The following is a 12,593-nucleotide window of genomic DNA, read 5'->3' as shown; positions in this document are numbered from 1 at the left end:
GTACCCACCAGAAGGAGTGACACGAGATGAGTAACCAGCATCAACCCCGTTTTAGAAAAATTTCCGTTATCGTAATGGATAGTGTCGGCATTGGCGAATTGCCGGACGCGCCGAACTTCGGCGATGCCGGTTCGCATACGCTGGGGCATATCTTGAGCACCCACCCGGAAACACAGCTGCCGAACCTGGCCAAGCTGGGTCTCGGCAACATTGCGCCGATTCCTCCGGTAGAGCCGGCTGCAGAGCCGCTTGGCTACTATGGCAAGATGGCCGAGGTCTCTTCAGGCAAAGATACGATGACCGGTCACTGGGAGCTGATGGGCCTCAAGATTGATACCCCGTTCCAAACGTATCCTGAAGGGTTCCCGCGTGATCTGATGGCCCGCTTTGAGCAGGAGACCGGCCGCAAGACGATCGGCAACAAACCGGCCTCCGGAACTGAAATTTTGGACGAGCTGGGTGAAGAGCATATGCGGACAGGCGCGTTTATTGTGTATACCTCCGCAGACAGCGTGTTCCAGATTGCGGCTCATGAAGACATCATTCCGCTGGACGAGCTGTATCGTGCTTGCGAGATCGCCCGCCGGCTTACGCTGGAGCCGGAGCACTCCGTTGGCCGCGTGATTGCGCGTCCGTTTGTCGGATCGCCTGGCAACTGGAAACGTACGCCCAACCGTCATGACTATGCGGTAAGCCCTCCGGAGCCAACCGTGCTGAACGGCTTGAAGAATGCCGGCTATGAGGTAGTTTCCGTCGGCAAAATCAATGATATCTTCTCCGGTGAAGGCATCAATCGTTCTTATCCGACCAAAAGCAATGAGCATGGCATTGAAGAAACGCTCAAACTTCTGCCGGAACCTTTTACAGGCATGATCTTTACGAACCTGGTCGACTTTGATTCTTTGTACGGCCATCGCCGTGATCCGAAAGGATACGCTGGGGCTCTTGAGGTATTTGACTGTGCGCTGCCTGATTTGATGGCGGCTACCGGGGAGCAGGACCTGCTGATCATTACGGCCGACCACGGGAATGACCCGGTTCATGCGGGTACAGACCATACCCGGGAATATGTCCCTGTGTTGATCTATGGACCTTCCCTGAAGCAGCCGGGCGGCGGCATCGGCGTTCGCGCTACTTATGCGGACCTGGCGGCAACCATTGCCGAGAATTTCGGCATTCAGGGCACAGGTTTGGGCGAAAGCTTTTTGAAGGAATTGCAATAATCGCTGGAAGAACAGGAGAGGTAACGAATATATGTTGACATTAAACCAAGGTATGGTGCAGGAAGCCTGCGCTTATATCCGGCAACAAACAAACCGTGTTCCGCAGATTGGGCTCATCTTGGGGTCCGGACTTGGCGTACTTGCGGATTACATCGAAGATGCGGTAACGATTCAATATGAGAGCATTCCGCATTTCCCTCGGTCCACTGTGGAAGGACATGCGGGAGAGCTTATGATCGGCACCGTGGGCCGCGTCGATGTGTTGCTGATGAAAGGCCGCTTCCACATGTATGAAGGTTATGGCCCTGAAATGACAGCCTTCCCTGTCCGGGTTATGAAAGAGCTGGGCGTAACCAAACTTCTCGTAACCAATGCGGCAGGCGGTGTGAACACCTCCTATCAGCCTGGCGATCTGATGCTCATTTCGGATCATCTGAACCTGACCGGCCGCAATCCGCTAATCGGAGCCAACGATGCGGCGTTTGGTCCACGGTTCCCGGACATGTCGGAAGCGTACAGCCGCCGCCTGCGCGAGCTGGCCAAAAGCGTAGCCGCCGAGAAAGGATTCCCGCTGCAAGAGGGCGTTTACGCCGGTCTGCTTGGCCCGAACTACGAGACACCGGCTGAAATCCGGATGCTCCGGACGCTTGGCGCTGATGCCGTAGGCATGTCCACGGTATCCGAGGTGATTGTAGCCCGTCATACGGGGATTGAAGTGCTCGGCATTTCCTGCATCAGCAATATGGCAGCAGGGATTCTGGATCAGCCGCTGTCCCATGACGAGGTCATGGAAACAACGGATAAGGTTCGGGAGAAATTCCTCGGTCTCGTGCTCGCCGTTATTCCAAACATGTAAACCATTAAAATAGGCAGCAGGCACAAGCCGTGCCGGTTAACGTCTTGATCAAAGGCGCTGACCGGCACGGCTTTTTTTGTAGAAACAGAGGCGCAGACAAGGAATATTTTCCAGCTTTTCGGCGAATACTAGGTTAGAAGAATGAGAGTTGCCAATTTTAAAGGAGGAGTACCCTTGAAGAAAAGGTTGTTAATCTGTTCGCTTGCGATCTGCTTATTCGCCGGTATAGCGGTGCCCGGCAACGCGGCCCCGGCCGGTTCGCCAACGCAGGATCCCGCTATGGCAGGCCTTGGCGCCAATGCCGCTTCGGCCGTGTTGATGGATGCCGATACCGGCACGGTTATTTTTGAGAAGGACAGCCATAAGAAGCTTCCTCCTGCCAGCATCACCAAGGTGATGACGATGCTGCTTACGGCCGAAGCTCTGGATAAAGGCACTTTAAAGCTGACTGATAAAGTCAAAACAAGCGAAAACGCGGCTTCCATGGGCGGGTCTCAGATTTTTCTGGAGCCTGGCGAAGAAATGACGGTCGAAGATCTGCTGAAAGGCATTGCTATGGCCTCAGGAAACGATGCATCTGTAGCGATTGCGGAGCACATCGGCGGCACCGAAGCCGGATTTGTGAAAATGATGAATGACAAGGCCAAGGAGCTGGGACTGAAGGATACTCATTTTGTCAATCCGAATGGTCTTCCAACGGCCGATCATTATTCCTCCGCTTACGACATTGCTATCATGAGCCGGGAACTGCTCAAGCATGAATATATGACCAAATATACCGGCGCTTATCAGGATTATTTGCGCAAAGACAGCGAAAAACCGTTCTGGCTCGTCAACACAAACAAGCTGGTTCGTTTCTACAGCGGGGCTGACGGTCTGAAGACGGGCTATACCTCGGAAGCCAAATTTTGTTTGACGGCCACGGCGAAGCGCGATGGACTGCGGCTGATCGCAGTCGTGCTGGGTGAGCCGAATACGAAGACGCGGAATGCAGAGGTTTCGGCTATGTTCGACTATGCCTTTTCGCAATTTGCGATGCAGCCTCTTTTCAAGAGCGGGGAAGTTATCGGACGGGTGAAGGTGGCTAAAGGCCAGCAGGCGGTGCTGGAGATCCCGGCGGACAAATCCTATAACATTCTTGTGAAAAAAGGGGCTTCCCCGGAAGGCATCACACACAAAGTGATTGTTCCCGACTCGATCAAAGCGCCAATCAAAGCTGGACAGCCGGTCGGCAAGCTGGTTGTTTATCAGGGAGACAAGGTGCTCAAGGAATTTGAGCTGACTGCTCCTGCCGATATCCAGAAGGCCGGCTGGTGGAAGCTGTTTAAACGGACCACTACACGCCTGTTTTTTGTAGATTGATTGGAGTTTTTTTCTAGTTTTGTCGGCGGGCAGGAATGACCTTTTGCCTTGTAGAAATGAGTGTTCATGACAGGGAGGAGAGTGAACAGACATGAAGGTGAATGTGGAATTGGAAACACGCAGGGACACGCTGATCGTTCGGCTCGGCGGTGAGCTTGACCACCATGCGGCAGACGGCGTTCGCCTGCAGCTGGATGAGGAAATCGCCCGGGGGCGCTGCCGCCATCTAGTGCTCAGCCTGGAGTCCCTTCAATTCATGGATAGTTCCGGTCTTGGCGTTATTCTGGGCCGTTACAAGCTGATTAAGCAGAAAGGCGGTCAAATGGCTGTATGCCATGTCAACGCGCCTGTGTACCGGCTGTTTGAAATGTCCGGTTTGTTCAAAATCATGCCGATCTATGCCACAGAAGAAGAGGCACTTACGGAACTGGAGGTTGCCCTATGAGCGAAAGCAGCCGTAATTTCATGACATTGCAGTTTGCCGCCAAGTCTGAGAATGAATCTTTTGCCCGGGTGACCGTAGCTGCTTTTGTTTCACAGCTTGATCCAACGATGGACGAAATTACCGATCTCAAGACGGTTGTATCCGAAGCCGTAACGAATTGTATTATTCACGGCTATGACAGTGATCCAAACGGGATCATCACCATTACGGCAGAGATCGAAGAGGATACGATCCTGCTGACAATTGAAGACAAAGGACGCGGTATCGAGGATCTGGAACTGGCCCAGCAGCCTCTGTACACGTCCAAGCCGGAACTGGAGCGCTCCGGGATGGGTTTCACCATCATGGAGAACTTCATGGACGAGTTTGGCGTCACCAGCGAAATGGGGCGGGGCACGATGATCCGGATGAAGAAGAGGATCGAATCCAAGAAAGCCTTGTATAACTAAGGTGATGCCCTATGGATGCTGATGTGAAACAAACGCCGAGAGAATATTTGGACGACTCGGAAGTCAAGAGGCTGATCGCCCTCAGCCAGTCGGGCGATACGCTCGCGCGGGATACGCTGGTGAACTGCAACATACGTCTCGTATGGTCCGTAGTGCAGCGGTTTATGAACCGCGGCTACGAACCGGAGGACTTGTTCCAGATCGGATGTATTGGGCTGCTGAAATCGGTGGATAAATTTGACCTCAGCTATGATGTGAAGTTCTCCACCTATGCAGTGCCGATGATCATTGGAGAAATCCAGCGTTTTCTCAGGGATGACGGTACGCTGAAGGTGAGCCGCTCGCTGAAGGAAATGGCCAACAAGGTTCGGAAGAAGAAAGACGAGCTGTCCAAAACGCTTGGCCGCCTGCCGACCATCAAAGAGGTGGCCCAGGAGCTGGGGGTATCACCGGAGGACGTTGTTTTCGCCCAGGAGGCGAATAAACCGCCAACTTCCATCCACGAGACGGTATTTGAGAACGAAGGGGACCCGATAACGCTGATCGACCAGATTGCCGATGAGTCCCAGGAACGCTGGTTCGATAAGCTGGCGCTGCATGAAGCGCTGGACGGACTGACGGAAAGGGAAAGGCTGATTGTCTACTTGAGGTATTACCGGGATCAGACGCAGTCAGAGGTCGCCAGCAGGCTGGGCATTTCCCAGGTGCAGGTTTCAAGGCTTGAGAAAAAGATTCTTCAAAATATCAGGGATCAGATTGCACAATAAGGGGTTTAACCTGAAAAAGTGCCTCTTTGCTTGTTTGCAGCAGCGCCGCTTATGACCGGATCAGCCGGGTCTTAAGCGGCGCTGTTTTATTTCCCGGCCGGGAGTAAAGTCAGCAAGGCCTTGGCATACTAGGGACAATTAGGCAGGCAAGAGGTGATCAAGCTTGGGTCAAGCGAAGGAAACCGAATTGGTCTATATCAGGCTGAGAAAACATGTGAAGCTGATGGACGGCACCCGGATTCTTCTTGGAGACATCGCGCAGATTCTGGCTCCGGCTTCCTGTGAGAAGCCGTTAAAAGAGCTGGTGGTTAAGCAGCCGGTCAAGCAGGACGGCAACCGGATCGTCATTGATATGATGCAGGTGATCCAGGTGATTCGTGAAGTGTTCCCCCGGCTCCTGGTGGAATATATCGGAGAACCTCATACGCTTGTGGAGATCAGCGGCAAAGAGAGGAAACCTTCCATTCTTCTCTTTATTATGGTTTGGCTGCTGCTGTTCTTCGGTTCTATGCTCACGATCATGAATTTTCATGAAGATGTTAGTATGCCTGAGGTGATCGTGCATATTGTCGAAATGATCACGGGCAAACATGACGACCATCCTTATCTGTTTCAAACCACTTATTCACTCGGCATTGGAGTGGGCATGATTCTCTTTTTTAATCATCTGTTTCGCAAAAAATGGAATGAAGAACCTACTCCCCTTGAGGTCGAAATGTTCCTGTATCAAGAGAATATGGATCACTATGTAATTACCGAGGAGTACAAAAAAATTCACCGCAAGGAAAGCAAGAAGAATGACGGGGGAGGGGGTGCGCCGTGACGGTTCCTCAACTGCTTGAGGCGGTTTGTCTCGCCTTTCTGGGATTGGCCGGAGGGACGGCTGTCGGGGCCGGCGTGGTTGCCTTGTTTGTTGTGCTGGACATTGTTCCGAGACTGGCTCAGCTGACCCGAACTTACCCGCAGGTGCATTGGTATGAAGGGGCCATGATCGCCGGTTCCTTATTCGGCACTTTTGCCGACTTTTGGAGCTGGAAATTTTATATTGCATGGAAGCCGTTGTCCGCGCTGGTAGGGCTGCTTAACGGGATTTTTGTAGGCATGCTGGCTGCCGCGCTGACGGAGGTGCTTAATGTGCTGCCGATTTTAGCCAAGAGAGTACGGCTTCAGCGGTATCTGTTTCTGCTGCTGCTTGCCATGGTATTCGGCAAAGTCGCCGGTTCTTTCTACGATTGGTTTATTTATCATCCCTAACCGACGGACCAGGTTCCGATTCTATTCTGTGCAGGAGGTAAGCAAGCAATGAGTGAACGTAATTCAGATATGGAATCCTCCCGGGATTCAGAGCAAGGCACGATCGAATTTATTCCGGATTTTGATCCTGGACGCGGCGGCTCCGAGGAGTCAGACGGTGGAGGCAAACCCGGAAGCGGAGAAGTAAGTGCAGGGAAAAAAGAGAACGAAGCTTCGGATTCCATTAAGGAATCGGTTGTGTATTGGCAGCACAGCGACGGCATCAGCCGGAAGCTGAACACCACGAAGAAGACGCTCCAGCAGGTCGTGGGACTTGGCGAAAGCTTTGACGTTGATTTTCGGGAGATGACATTTGCCGGCAGGAGAGCGGCTATATTCCTTATTACTACGTTTGTGAAAGACAATATCCTTGTTGAGATTATGAAAAGGCTGACCTATTTGACGCCTGAATCGGTATCCGGGAGTGCGGTCAAGGCCTTTTTTGAAGAATATATTCCTCATATGCAGGTTACAACGACCGACAAATTAAGCGAATGTATTACGCAGGTTTTGTCCGGCATGAGCGTGTTGTTCCTGGAAGGCGAAGATACGGCGATTCTGATGGATACGCGTTCTTATCCGATGAGAAATCCCGAGGAGCCTTCCCTGGAAAGAGTGGTCCGCGGAGCGAGGGACGGCTTCACCGAAACGCTGCTGACCAATGTCAGCCTGGTCCGCCGCCGGCTGCGAGACCCTGGGTTGACCTTTGAAATTTTGAAGGTAGGCCGGCGCACAGAGATGGATGTTTCGATTGCTTATATTGATGATATTGTCGATAAAGTCCAGGTTGAGCAGTTGAGGGAAAAGATCGCCAGCGTCGATATTGAGGGGATTCCCCTTGCGGATAAACAGCTGGAGGAAGCTATTATCCACAAGGGCTGGAATCCTTATCCGCTGGTCCGCTATTCAGAGCGTCCGGATACGGTCGCCTCGCATCTGCTCGAGGGCCGGATCGTCGTACTTGTGGATACATCGCCAAGCGTAATGATTCTGCCTACGACCTTTTTTGATCTGTGCCAGCATGCGGAGGAGAACCGGCAGACGGCCTTTATGGGCACTTATTTGCGCTGGATCCGGTTCTTCGGGATATTGGCCTCCCTGTTTCTGCTGCCTCTTTGGCTGCTGGTCGTTGTGCATCCGGAGATCAAGCCGCCGGCTTTATCTTTCATCGGGCCTCAGGCGCAGGCGAAGATCCCGCTCATTGCCCAGTTTCTCCTGGTTGAATTCGGGGTTGACCTGATGCGCATGGCTGCTGTTCATACGCCAACTCCGCTGGCTTCTGCCATGGGCTTGATTGCGGCTATTCTGGTCGGCGATATTGCGGTCAAAACCGGTTTGTTTGTCAACGAAGTGGTACTGTACATGGCGGTTGCCGCCATCGGGATGTTCGCAACGCCAAGCTATGAGCTGGGGCTCGCCAATCGCCTTGTGCGGTTGTTTCTGCTCGTTACAGTTGCGATCTTTGGGGTGCCGGGTTTTGTTGCAGGGGTTACTTTCTTCCTTATCCTGCTGACGCTGCACCGCTCCTTCAACTCCTCTTACCTGTGGCCTTTTATACCATTTAATGCAAAGGCTATGGCGGCCGTGGTGCTTCGTATGCCGGTGATGTATGCCAAATCACGCCCGTCCTTCAACAAACCGCGTGATCGCAGCCGAATTGGACAGGAATAACAGCTGAAATACGCCTGTCCGTAAAGTGTAAATGAAATGTGCAAAAATCCATTTTTCCAAATCGCAATAAACTGATATACTGATTGCAAATCGGAAAATCGGAGGCTGCTGAATGTATTTACATGGTACCAGTACAATTAATGCCAAAGGTCATTTGGAGATCGGCGGCTGCGATACTGTAGAGCTTAAGGAGAAATACGGAACACCGCTTTATATAATGGACGAAACGCTGATCCGCCAACGCGCGCGGGAATACACAGAAGCTTTTCGGCAATCGGGCCTGGCTTTTCAGGTGGCTTTTGCAAGCAAGGCGTTCTGCACGATGGCCATGTGCCGTCTGGTGGAAGAGGAAGGCATGAGCCTTGATGTAGTGTCGGAAGGCGAGCTTTATACGGCTTTGAAGGCCGGTTTTCCGCCGCAGCGCATTCATTTTCATGGCAACAACAAAACGCCGGACGAAATCCAGATGGCGATTGATGCCAGAATCGGCTGCTTTGTGGCCGACAACTTTGACGAGCTTCATTTGCTCAATGCTTTGGCCGCTGACAACGGGGTTAAAGTTAACGTGCTCCTGCGGATCACTCCAGGTGTAGAAGCCCACACGCATGAATATATTTCGACGGGCCAAACCGATTCCAAATTCGGCTTCGATTTGGCGAATGGAGCAGCTTACGAAGCGGTGAAGACAGCGATAGGACTGCCGCAGCTGAACCTGCTCGGGCTGCATTCTCATATCGGCTCCCAAATCTTCGAAGTCGAAGGCTTCAAGGTAGCCGCAGAACGGGTATCCGAATTTGCCGTGAAGGTGAAACGCGAGCTTAATTTTATTTTTAAAGTGATCAATCTCGGCGGGGGCTTTGGCATCCGGTATACCGAAGAAGACGCTCCGCTGCATGCTTCTGTGTATGTAAAAGCCATTACGGATGCGGTGAAGCACCACTTCTCCGGCGTATACGACCAGCTGCCCGAAGTGTGGATCGAGCCGGGCAGGAGCATTGTCGGCGATGCTGGCACTACGCTGTATACGATCGGTTCCAGCAAACAGATCCCCGGCATCCGCAAATATGTGTCCGTTGACGGCGGGATGACGGATAATCCGCGTCCGGCTTTGTATGATTCCAAATATGAAGCGATGCTTGCGAACCGGGCCGATGAAGCGGCAACCGAAACGGTTTCCATTGCCGGCAAATGCTGCGAGAGCGGCGACATGCTGATTTGGGACCTCAAGCTGCCTGAATCCAAAGCCGGCGACCTGCTGGCAGTGGCTTCTACCGGAGCTTATAACTACTCTATGGCCAGCAACTATAACCGGATTCCGCGTCCTGCAGTTGTATTCGTTAAGGATGGAGAAAGCGACCTGGTCGTCAAGCGGGAATCGTTAAACGATATTATCGCCAATGACGTTATTCCGGAACGGATTTTGAAACAGCATTCGCTGAAATAAAAGAAATCCCGCCGGGTGGCGCAGCATCCGGCGGGATTTTTTTGCACAACTAGTCTTTTCATAGTAAACTGGACATGTTGTACATTGAAACATAATCTGGAAGGAGCTTGAACTCAAATGGCTAAACAAGCAAAAATCAAACTTGCGAACGGTGGGGAAGTTGTCCTCGACCTGTTCGATAAAGACGCTCCGAATACGGTAGCAAACTTCGAAAAATTGGCAAACTCCGGCTTCTACAACGGCCTTGTCTTTCATCGCGTTATCCCAGGATTTGTAGCCCAAGGCGGCTGCCCTAACGGAACAGGCACCGGCGGTCCAGGCTATACCATCAACTGCGAAATCAATCCGAACAAACATGAGCGCGGTTCCCTGGCTATGGCACATGCCGGACGCAACACAGGCGGCAGCCAGTTCTACATCTGCTACGAAGCTCAGCCGCATCTTGACGGCCAGCACACTGTATTTGGCAAAGTAGTCAGCGGCATGGAGCATGTGGATGCTTTCCAAGGACGTGACCGTATGGAATCCGTAGAAGTATACGAAGTCTAAAATTCAGTTTTTCCAAAATGAGCTTGGGCCAGAAGCCCAGGCTTTTTTGGGTTGGGCTCATCCATTCGGCATTTCGGCAGGCAGAGGCTTGTGAATTTGCGTATTGCATTGATTAACAATAAGTGCTACTATTGCAAGCAAGTTAGGCGCGGCTTTGACGGCGTCTGGACTTGAACTGAAACAATTTCATAATCGTATCCTTCGGGGCAGGGTGAAAATCCCGACCGACGGTGATGGCCGGCCTGACTCAATCAGCGCTGTGCCTTAGTCCGTGACCCGCAGCTCATCCGTTTTTCGTGAACGGGACTGCGGCTGACCCGGTGCAATTCCGGGACCGACAGTATAGTCTGGATGGGAGAAGGAGATACGGAAGCTTGCGCTTTTTTCAGCATTTAGGCAGGTTTCTTTGATGATCGATGATGAGCTCAAACAAGCAGCATTCAATCGTTTCTGTTTCGTGATGCCGACTTTTATTGATCAACGTTCAATGGGGCTAAACAAGCAGTTGATTTGAAGGGGACTTCCCCTTGTGCTTTGCGGTTTGTAAGCTGGACATTGATTTATTTGGTATCGAAAATTCTCCTGTTGCCCCGGCCATTGGCCGGGGTTTTTGCGTTTATGTCAAAGATTTAGGTTCGAAGAAAGCAGCAAAGAATTTGGAAAGGAGGAAAACAAAAGATGCAGTGGACCCCATCCGGTGACAGGAATTTACAGCCGATGAGCGACGAATACTATATGGGGCTTGCTTTGGATATGGCTAGACACACTCAGGGGCAGACCGGCATAAATCCGGTTGTAGGCTCCGTGGTTGTCCGGGACGGGGCGGTAGTCGGCATGGGTGCACATCTGAAACGCGGCGAAGGGCATGCCGAGGTTCAGGCACTCCAGATGGCAGGCGAACGGGCGGAAGGAAGCACCGTTTATGTGACACTCGAGCCGTGCAGCCACTATGGGGCGACTCCCCCCTGCAGCAAACGGCTGATTGAAGCAGGCGTGTCCCGAGTCGTTGTGGCTTGCGAAGACCCGAATCCCCAGGTGTCCGGCCGGGGCATCGCTATGCTGAAGGAAGCCGGAATCACGGTGGAAACGGGTGTTATGGCTGAAGAAGCCAGACAGCTGAATAAGAAATTCATCAAGTTTATTACGACGGGGCTACCCTTTGTGACGCTCAAAACGGCCAGTACGCTGGATGGCAAAATAGCGACGCGAACGGGCGACAGCAAGTGGGTGACGGGGGAAGCCGCACGTCAGCTTGTGCATACGATGCGGCATCAGCATGCGGCGATTCTCGTTGGCGTGAACACGGTGATTGCTGATGATCCGTCTTTGACAACCCGCTTGCCTGTGCCGGGGCTTTCACCGATCCGGGTCATTGTGGACTCAAAGCTGCGCATCCCGGATGATGCTAGAGTGCTTAAACCCGTCGTTTATGGCGACCCGGAGACAATCCTTTTAACGACTATGAACCACGGGAATGTGGAGAAGCAGCTGCTGCTGGAATCCAAAGGCATCCGCGTCATTCCTTGCGGAGGAGGAGAGCGGGTCGATCTGCATGAAGGATTAAAGCAGCTTGCCTTATCCGGCATATCTTCGGTGCTGGTGGAAGGCGGAGGGACGATAGGCGGAGCGTTTCTGGCGGAGAAACTGGTAGACGAAGTTCAGCTGTTCCTCGCCCCTAAACTGCTCGGGAGCGGAGGAATCGACAGCTTCGGTTTTGCCGGACCCTCCAGAATGAAGGAGGCGATTGCCTTAACGAACCTGCAGATTACACCGGCAGGAAAGGATCTCTTGCTTACAGGAACACCAAGCTGGGAGGGATAAACCTTGTTTACAGGACTGGTTGAGGAAATAGGCCGCCTAAAGTCGGTAAGCCGCAGCGGGGAGGCCATGGTGCTGTGGATTGAAGCACATAAAATCATGGAGGATATGAAGCTTGGCGACAGCATCGCCGTAAATGGAGTTTGCCTAACGGTAACCAGCATGACGGCGGCCTCCTTTAACGTTGATGTGATGCCGCAAACATATAAACACACCAATCTGTCCAAGCTGACAGCCGGACAGAAGCTGAATCTGGAAAGGGCGATGTCTGCAGGAGGCCGGTTTGGCGGCCATATCGTGCAGGGTCATGTGGACGGAACGGGGGAGATCGTGAACGTCCGGCGCGATTATAATGCAGTTGTTTATACGATCAAACCTGCCCCCAGCGATTTGTTAAGGTATATGGTGGCCCAAGGTTCGATTACGGTTGACGGCATTAGTTTGACTGTAGCCGAACTGGACGGGGATCGTTTCAGCGTTTCGATTATCCCCCATACGCTGGCACAGACGGCGCTAGGCACCAAGAACTCGGGGGACAGTGTTAATCTGGAATGTGATGTTTTAGGCAAATATGTTGAGCGGTTGCTGCTATATAATGGCCCGGCCGCTGTGCCGGCCGCGGAAGGATCAAAAGGGCTGGATTTGAATTTCCTTGCCGAGAACGGATTTGTTTAACCGGCAAACGGCAGATTTTGTTAGAAGGGGAGGCGGTAAAA

At 52.4% G+C, this 12,593-nt stretch carries 13 protein-coding genes and 1 riboswitch; all 13 genes read left to right on the top strand.

The window, feature by feature from the left end:
• Nucleotides 1-26: 26 nt before the first annotated feature.
• The 13 genes from AWM70_RS10090 to AWM70_RS10030 all read left to right on the top strand — a co-directional run bounded on the left by AWM70_RS10090 (nucleotide 27) and on the right by AWM70_RS10030 (nucleotide 12,552).
• Nucleotides 27-1,223, top strand: coding sequence for a phosphopentomutase (locus tag AWM70_RS10090; RefSeq protein ID WP_068696035.1), 1,197 nt, complete (start codon nucleotides 27-29; stop codon nucleotides 1,221-1,223).
• 31 nt (nucleotides 1,224-1,254) lie between these two features.
• Nucleotides 1,255-2,079 carry a purine-nucleoside phosphorylase gene (locus AWM70_RS10085; RefSeq protein ID WP_068696032.1) on the top strand — a complete coding sequence of 275 codons (825 nt, stop codon included), beginning with the start codon at nucleotides 1,255-1,257 and terminating at the stop codon, nucleotides 2,077-2,079.
• Nucleotides 2,080-2,253: 174 nt separating this feature from the next.
• Nucleotides 2,254-3,441: a D-alanyl-D-alanine carboxypeptidase family protein gene (locus AWM70_RS10080; RefSeq protein ID WP_068696030.1), complete on the top strand. Its 1,188-nt coding sequence runs from the start codon at nucleotides 2,254-2,256 to the stop codon at nucleotides 3,439-3,441.
• A 91-nt stretch (nucleotides 3,442-3,532) separates the two neighbouring features.
• Entirely contained in the window at nucleotides 3,533-3,886 is a 354-nt protein-coding gene (gene spoIIAA, locus AWM70_RS10075) for an anti-sigma F factor antagonist (RefSeq protein ID WP_068696028.1), read from the top strand.
• A complete protein-coding gene (gene spoIIAB, locus AWM70_RS10070; RefSeq protein ID WP_068696026.1) occupies nucleotides 3,883-4,335 on the top strand; it encodes an anti-sigma F factor in 453 nt (150 codons plus the stop codon). The genes spoIIAA and spoIIAB overlap by 4 nt, the downstream gene beginning before the upstream one ends.
• 11 nt (nucleotides 4,336-4,346) lie before the next feature.
• Nucleotides 4,347-5,102, top strand: a complete 756-nt coding sequence (gene sigF, locus AWM70_RS10065) for an RNA polymerase sporulation sigma factor SigF (RefSeq protein WP_068696024.1) — start codon at nucleotides 4,347-4,349, stop codon at nucleotides 5,100-5,102.
• A 223-nt stretch (nucleotides 5,103-5,325) separates the two neighbouring features.
• Nucleotides 5,326-5,925 (top strand): stage V sporulation protein AA, encoded by a 600-nt coding sequence (locus AWM70_RS10060; RefSeq protein ID WP_068700547.1) that lies wholly within the window; start codon nucleotides 5,326-5,328, stop codon nucleotides 5,923-5,925.
• The gene (locus AWM70_RS10055) at nucleotides 5,922-6,356 is read left to right on the top strand and encodes a stage V sporulation protein AB (protein ID WP_083180223.1); all 435 of its coding nucleotides are present in this window, start codon (nucleotides 5,922-5,924) and stop codon (nucleotides 6,354-6,356) included. The genes AWM70_RS10060 and AWM70_RS10055 overlap by 4 nt, the downstream gene beginning before the upstream one ends.
• A 48-nt stretch (nucleotides 6,357-6,404) precedes the next feature.
• The gene (locus AWM70_RS10050) at nucleotides 6,405-8,066 is read left to right on the top strand and encodes a spore germination protein (protein WP_068696022.1); all 1,662 of its coding nucleotides are present in this window, start codon (nucleotides 6,405-6,407) and stop codon (nucleotides 8,064-8,066) included.
• Nucleotides 8,067-8,178: 112 nt separating this feature from the next.
• Complete coding sequence (gene lysA, locus AWM70_RS10045; protein WP_068696020.1) at nucleotides 8,179-9,510, top strand: diaminopimelate decarboxylase; 1,332 nt, start codon at nucleotides 8,179-8,181, stop codon at nucleotides 9,508-9,510.
• Between the two features lie 117 nt (nucleotides 9,511-9,627).
• Nucleotides 9,628-10,059 (top strand): peptidylprolyl isomerase, encoded by a 432-nt coding sequence (locus tag AWM70_RS10040; protein WP_068696018.1) that lies wholly within the window; start codon nucleotides 9,628-9,630, stop codon nucleotides 10,057-10,059.
• A 193-nt stretch (nucleotides 10,060-10,252) separates the two neighbouring features.
• A riboswitch (FMN riboswitch) is annotated at nucleotides 10,253-10,426 on the top strand.
• A 311-nt stretch (nucleotides 10,427-10,737) separates the two neighbouring features.
• Complete coding sequence (ribD, locus tag AWM70_RS10035; RefSeq protein ID WP_068696016.1) at nucleotides 10,738-11,880, top strand: bifunctional diaminohydroxyphosphoribosylaminopyrimidine deaminase/5-amino-6-(5-phosphoribosylamino)uracil reductase RibD; 1,143 nt, start codon at nucleotides 10,738-10,740, stop codon at nucleotides 11,878-11,880.
• A gap of 3 nt (nucleotides 11,881-11,883) precedes the next feature.
• The gene (locus tag AWM70_RS10030; RefSeq protein WP_068696014.1) at nucleotides 11,884-12,552 is read left to right on the top strand and encodes a riboflavin synthase; all 669 of its coding nucleotides are present in this window, start codon (nucleotides 11,884-11,886) and stop codon (nucleotides 12,550-12,552) included.
• Nucleotides 12,553-12,593: the final 41 nt, after the last annotated feature.

The organism is Paenibacillus yonginensis (assembly GCF_001685395.1).
Classification (GTDB): Bacteria; Bacillota; Bacilli; order Paenibacillales; family Paenibacillaceae; genus Fontibacillus; species Fontibacillus yonginensis.
This window is presented reverse-complemented; position numbering and strand designations above follow the sequence as displayed.

Bases quoted from the DNA above. Each gene is read 5' to 3' on its own strand.
- AWM70_RS10050 (WP_068696022.1), top strand. From the start codon at position 6,405: ATGAGTGAACGTAATTCAGATATGGAATCCTCCCGGGATTCAGAGCAA.
- spoIIAA (WP_068696028.1), top strand. From the start codon at position 3,533: ATGAAGGTGAATGTGGAATTGGAAACACGCAGGGACACGCTGATCGTT.
- AWM70_RS10040 (WP_068696018.1), top strand. From the start codon at position 9,628: ATGGCTAAACAAGCAAAAATCAAACTTGCGAACGGTGGGGAAGTTGTC.
- lysA (WP_068696020.1), top strand. From the start codon at position 8,179: ATGTATTTACATGGTACCAGTACAATTAATGCCAAAGGTCATTTGGAG.
- sigF (WP_068696024.1), top strand. From the start codon at position 4,347: ATGGATGCTGATGTGAAACAAACGCCGAGAGAATATTTGGACGACTCG.
- AWM70_RS10060 (WP_068700547.1), top strand. From the start codon at position 5,326: ATGGACGGCACCCGGATTCTTCTTGGAGACATCGCGCAGATTCTGGCT.
- ribD (WP_068696016.1), top strand. From the start codon at position 10,738: ATGCAGTGGACCCCATCCGGTGACAGGAATTTACAGCCGATGAGCGAC.
- spoIIAB (WP_068696026.1), top strand. From the start codon at position 3,883: ATGAGCGAAAGCAGCCGTAATTTCATGACATTGCAGTTTGCCGCCAAG.
- AWM70_RS10085 (WP_068696032.1), top strand. From the start codon at position 1,255: ATGTTGACATTAAACCAAGGTATGGTGCAGGAAGCCTGCGCTTATATC.
- AWM70_RS10090 (WP_068696035.1), top strand. From the start codon at position 27: ATGAGTAACCAGCATCAACCCCGTTTTAGAAAAATTTCCGTTATCGTA.